Raw genomic sequence first — 4,777 nt, 5'->3', positions numbered from 1 at the left:
AGCGGTACCGGGTGTGCTTCGAGCCCGCGTGCTCGGTGGGCGTGCTCACCGAGATGTTGGCCGCGCGCTGCGACGAGGTCCACGGGGTGGACGTGGTCGACACCGCCGCGGAGGAGGCCCGCCGTCGACTCGCCCGCGCCGGGGTGACCACCGCCCATGTCCGTACCGCCGACGCGCTCGACCCGTGGCCGCGCGCCACCTGCGACCTGCTGGTCCTGTCGGAGTTCCTCTACTACACCCCGGTCGCGGAGCTGGACGGGCTCCTCACCGGGCTGCTGCGGCTGGTCGAGCCGGGCGGGACGGTGGTGGCCTGTCACTGGCTGGGCCGATCCCCCGACCACGCCTGCACCGGCGAGGACGTCCACGCCGCGCTGGCCGAGCGCGGCGATCTCACCCTCCTGGCGCACCACCGAGAGGAGGGCTTCCTCCTCGAGGTCTTCCGCCGCTGACCCCACGATCGCTCGTCTCACCGCGTCCTGCGATCAGGACCCCGCGGCCTCCGCCTGCTCGACGAGGTGCACGATCGCCTCCGCGTGCAGCCGGAACAGCGCTGGCACGTCGGCGTCCCCGGTCAACGACGCGAGGAAGATCCCGTCGCCACCACCGAGTGCATACGTCGCCACGAGCCGCGCGTCCGCGGCAGCCAGCTCTGGCCGCACGAGTGCGAGTTCCTCCGCGATCCGTCCTATCGCCTCCCCGCGCAGCCGCAGGTAGATCTCGCGGGCCGCCGGCTCCACGGGGCGCCGTTCCAACGCCAGCATCAAGACCAGTCGCAGGAAGTCCGGCGACTCCGAGAACGTCCTGGCCACCCCCAGGCACAGATCGGTCACCCGCTCGGCGAGCGAGTCCCCCTGGCCCCGGGTCACCTGGCCCAGCCACAGCTCGATGCTCTCCTCCACCACAGCGGCCAGGAGGGCGTCCTTGTCGGCGAAGTGCCAGTAGATCGAACTCGCGGGGAGACCGCTGACCTTGCTGACCTGCGCGATGCTGGTCCCCTCGTACCCGCGCTCCCCGGCCACCGCAGCGGCGGCCTCGAGGATCCTCCGTCTGGACTCGCGACCTTTCGTCCGCGTGCGCCTGCTCCCGCTCACCTGGTCCCCCACGGTCCCCTCCTCGGCCATGCTGCCTCCCGGTCCTGTGTCCAGCGCCTCATTGTCCGTGCGTGCCCGGAGTTCTACTGTAGTGATCACTACACTATCGCGATGGCGAGAGGCCACCGCCCGAAAGGTGGACGACATGATCGATTCCCTCACCCGCAACTGGTGGGTTCAACTGATCCGCGGAGGGCTGGCCCTCACGCTCGGCGCCACGGCACTCGTCGCTCCCGGGTCCGATACGGGCGCCGGCATGACGCTCGCCGTGTTCCTGGTGGCCGCGTTCGCGATCGGCGACGGCGCCATGACCGTCACCACCGGGCTGGCCCTGCCGGGCGAGCACCGGGGCCGGGGTGGACTGATCGCCACCGGCGCCGGTGTCATCGTGCTCGGGATGGTCGTGTTGTTCTGGCCCGGACTGTCCGCCACCGCGCTCACGCTGGTGTTCGCCGCCTGGCTCGTGGTCTCGGGGGCACTCGTGTCCTACGGGGCGCGGACACTGCGTCACGAGATCTCGGACTCGTGGATCATGGGCGCACTGGGGGCGGTGCTCATCGCGCTCGGCATCGGCCTCGGCCTGGTCGGCCCCTCGACCATCGGCACGTTCGTGGTCTTCGCCGGCTGGTTCGGGCTGGCCGTGGGCGCCGTCATGGTGGCCGTCGCGTTCAGGCTGCGGGCAGATGTCGGGCGTCTGCCCTCGCCGGCCATGGCCTGAACCCCGCGCCGGTCGCGGGGATGCGCTACGGCCGACCCGGCCCCGGGCGCAGATCGCGGCCGACCAGGGCCCCCTCAGGGTTGCTCGGCCCGGTGTACTTGTCCCGCACCTCGGCCTCGAGGGTCGGCCTCGGGTCGAGGTGGGAGAGCCCGTTGAAGCACAGGTTGACGATGTGCGCGGCGACCTCCTCCTTGGGCGGGGTGCGCACGTCCAGCCACCACTGCGCGGTACCGGACACCATTCCCACCAACGCCTGCGCGTACACGCTCGCGGTGACGGGGTCGAAGCCCCGGTTCACGAACTCCTCCTCGAGGATGTACGTCACGCTCGCCGTCGCGTCGTTGAGCAGGGTGGAGTACGACCCCCCGGGGGCCGTCGACGACTCGCGGACCAGGATCCTGAACCCGTCGGTGCGTTCCTCGACGTAGCGCAGCAACGCCATGGCGGCGCGCTCGATCCGGCGCCGGGACCCCTCGCCCTGCAGGGACTCGGTGATCTCGGCACCGAGGTACGCCAGCTCGCGGTCACACACCACGGCGTAGAGGCCCTCCTTGCCGCCGAAGTGCTCGTAGACCACCGGCTTGGAGACCCCGGCGACAGCCGCGATCTCCTCCACCGTCGCGGAATCGTAGCCGTACTCCGCGAAGATCCGGCGGCCCACCTCGACCAGCTGCTGCCGTCGCTTGGCCGCCGTCATCCTGGTTCTCGGAGCCGGAATGGCCTCGCCCGTCATCATCAACCCTTTCGCCCGTCCCCCCGAGACTAGACGGCCCCGCTCACAGGGGGATCAGCAGACTGGCCGGGCCCAGCAGGGCGCACACCCCGAGCACCCGCAGGATCGGCCAGCGCAGGACGAAGGTCAGCACGAGCGCGACAAGGGTGATGCCCACTGCCACGGGGTTCACCGACGCGGCGTCGGGAATGGTGATCCGGAGAGGACCCCAGGTCCAGATGCTGGTGGCGGTGAACAGGGTGTTGAGTGCGAAGTAGAGCGCGAGGTTGGCGATCACCCCCACCACGGCAGCGGTGATGCCCGCGAGCGCGGCCGAGATGGCCACGTTGTGGCGCAACCGCTCGACGTACGGCGCTCCCAGCAGGATGAACAGGAAGCTCGGGACGAAGGTGACCCAGGTGACCAGGAGGGCTCCCAGGGTCGCGGCGACCCAGGGGTCGAGACCCCCGGGGTTGCGGTAGGCGGCCAGGAATGCGACGAACTGCACCACCATGATCAGCGGCCCCGGGGTGGTCTCCGCCAACGCCAGTCCGCGCACCATCTCCCCCGGCGCCAACCATCCGAAGGTCTCCACCGCCTGTTGGGCGATGAAGGCCAGCACCGCGTACGCACCGCCGAAGGTGACCAGGGCGGAGAACGAGAAGAACAGTCCCTGGGTGGTGAAAATGCTGTCGGATCCGAAGATCACGGTCACCGCCGCGATCGGCGCCGCCCACAATCCGAGCCCGATCGCCAGGATCCTCACCAACCGACCGGAGCTCGGCCGGTCATCGTGGAGCGCATCGTCGGAGATGACGGGGGCGGTCTCGTCCTGGTCACCGTCACCCTGAGGCGGGTGCGCGAAGTCCGGGTCGCGGCGCGAGAGCAGCCAACCGGCGAGAGCGGCCACGGCGATCACCACCGGGAACGGCACCGCGAACAGGGCGAGCGCGGCCGCCGCCGGACCCCTTCGTGACCCCCGCCGCTCCAGCAGGTCCGCGCCACCGGGCGCCGGGAGGTGTGCCAGACTGTTACCGACCCGGTCAGGGTCGTTCCCCCGTGGTGTAATCGGCAACACTTCTGATTTTGGTTCAGATATTCCAGGTTCGAGTCCTGGCGGGGGAGCCACCGGCCCCCTCGCGGATCTCAGCCCATCCCGCCGGAGATCGCGAGCGCCAGGACGAGCAGCAGGATCGCCACGATCGCCAGAACGGCGAGCACGGGTTGGCGCCGGTTGCGCGGGGTGCGGACCTCCTCCTCACCCTGCTGGGTGACGGACTGGGGGTCGGGCTCGTTCGCTCCGGTCATGTGAACCTCTCCTCTTCGATTCGGGCGTACTCCTCCAGCAGTACCAACCCGTGGCGTCCGGCGTCGCCTTCCGCCCGCAGGCCCTCGCGCATCGACCCGAGCATCTCCCGGCCGTGGGGGAAGGGCGGCAGCAGCGGGACGTCGGGGTCGGTGACCGCCTCGATCACCGTGGGCCGGTCCGCCGTGAACGCCGCCTCCAGCGCGGCGTCGAGCTGGTCGGCATCCTCGACCCGAACCCCGCGCAGCCCCAGCAGCCGGGCGTAACCGGCCATGTCGAACGCCGGGACGTCCTGCGAGGGCGCGAACCGCGGGGCCGCCTCGGTCTCCCGCTGCTCCCAGCTCACCTCCGCCAGGTCGCCGTTGCACAGCACCACCACGACCATCGTGGGGTCGTCCCATCCGGGCCACGCCTCGGAGACGGTGATCAGCTCGTTGATCCCCAACATCTGCACGGCCCCGTCGCCGGCCAGCACCACGACGGGCCTGGCCGGGGCGGTGGCCTTGGCGGCGATCGCGTACGGGATGCCGCACCCCATCGACGCCAGCGTGGACGACAGGTGTGCCGGGACCGAGGTCGGCAGGTCCATCTGCCGGACGTAGTGGTACACCGAACTGCCCACGTCCACGGCGAGCCGGGAGTCGTGCGGCATGTGACGGCACATTCTGCGCGCCACGAGCTCCGGGTTGAGGCCGCGGGCCGGCACCTCCGCGCGTTCGCGGGAGATCTCGCGCCACCGCCCGACCCATTTCTCCACCTCGCCGCGCCACGCGGACCGGTCACGCTCCCCCACGCGCTCGGTCAGCGCGCGCAGCGCCACCGCGGCGTCACCGACCAGCCCCACCTCGACGGGGTAGCGGTTGGCCAGGTGGGACGGGTCGAGGTCGATCTGCACGGCCCGCGCCTGCCCGGGCACCGGGTAGAACTCCGTCCAGGGATCGTTCGATCCG

Annotated in this window: 7 protein-coding genes and 1 tRNA gene; 3 read left to right on the top strand and 5 right to left on the bottom strand. The window is 70.9% G+C overall.

All coding sequences use genetic code 11. The features are described from left to right. Positions 1–449 (top strand): class I SAM-dependent methyltransferase (locus tag G6018_RS14740; RefSeq protein WP_182640022.1); only part of this gene is annotated, 449 nt, incomplete at its 5' end. A gap of 33 nt (positions 450–482) precedes the next feature. Here the strand turns inward: G6018_RS14740 and G6018_RS14735 are convergent. Beyond that, entirely contained in the window at positions 483–1,121 is a 639-nt protein-coding gene (locus G6018_RS14735; protein ID WP_182640021.1) for a TetR/AcrR family transcriptional regulator, read from the bottom strand. 115 nt (positions 1,122–1,236) lie between these two features. Here G6018_RS14735 and G6018_RS14730 point away from each other — a divergent pair, with 115 nt between their 5' ends. Continuing rightward, the gene (locus G6018_RS14730) at positions 1,237–1,809 is read left to right on the top strand and encodes a DUF308 domain-containing protein (protein WP_182640020.1); all 573 of its coding nucleotides are present in this window, start codon (positions 1,237–1,239) and stop codon (positions 1,807–1,809) included. 25 nt (positions 1,810–1,834) lie between these two features. Here the strand turns inward: G6018_RS14730 and G6018_RS14725 are convergent, their stop codons facing one another. Both G6018_RS14725 and G6018_RS14720 read right to left on the bottom strand, forming a co-directional pair. Next, positions 1,835–2,506, bottom strand: coding sequence for a TetR/AcrR family transcriptional regulator (locus tag G6018_RS14725; RefSeq protein WP_241730788.1), 672 nt, complete (start codon positions 2,504–2,506; stop codon positions 1,835–1,837). Between the two features lie 79 nt (positions 2,507–2,585). Further along, complete coding sequence (locus G6018_RS14720; protein WP_241732134.1) at positions 2,586–3,596, bottom strand: chromate transporter; 1,011 nt, start codon at positions 3,594–3,596, stop codon at positions 2,586–2,588. Between G6018_RS14720 and G6018_RS14715 the strand changes: the two genes are divergently transcribed. Continuing rightward, a tRNA-Gln gene (locus G6018_RS14715) sits at positions 3,575–3,649 on the top strand. The two genes, G6018_RS14720 and G6018_RS14715, sit on opposite strands and share 22 nt — an antisense overlap. An 18-nt stretch (positions 3,650–3,667) precedes the next feature. Here the strand turns inward: G6018_RS14715 and G6018_RS14710 are convergent. Further along, positions 3,668–3,829, bottom strand: coding sequence for a hypothetical protein (locus G6018_RS14710; protein WP_179525797.1), 162 nt, complete (start codon positions 3,827–3,829; stop codon positions 3,668–3,670). Continuing rightward, a partial coding sequence (locus G6018_RS14705) for a thiamine pyrophosphate-dependent enzyme (protein WP_241732132.1) occupies positions 3,826–4,777 on the bottom strand: 952 nt, incomplete at its 5' end. The genes G6018_RS14710 and G6018_RS14705, both read right to left, overlap by 4 nt.

Origin of the sequence: Dietzia sp. DQ11-44, assembly GCF_014145205.1 — a bacterium.
GTDB classification, from domain to species: domain Bacteria; phylum Actinomycetota; class Actinomycetes; order Mycobacteriales; family Mycobacteriaceae; genus Dietzia; species Dietzia natronolimnaea.
This window is presented reverse-complemented; position numbering and strand designations above follow the sequence as displayed.

What these genes read in the sequence shown, in the direction of transcription:
- G6018_RS14725 (WP_241730788.1), bottom strand. Translation starts at nt 2,506, where the DNA reads ATGACGGCGGCCAAGCGACGGCAGCAGCTGGTCGAGGTGGGCCGCCGG.
- G6018_RS14730 (WP_182640020.1), top strand. Translation starts at nt 1,237, where the DNA reads ATGATCGATTCCCTCACCCGCAACTGGTGGGTTCAACTGATCCGCGGA.
- G6018_RS14735 (WP_182640021.1), bottom strand. Translation starts at nt 1,121, where the DNA reads ATGGCCGAGGAGGGGACCGTGGGGGACCAGGTGAGCGGGAGCAGGCGC.
- G6018_RS14710 (WP_179525797.1), bottom strand. Translation starts at nt 3,829, where the DNA reads ATGACCGGAGCGAACGAGCCCGACCCCCAGTCCGTCACCCAGCAGGGT.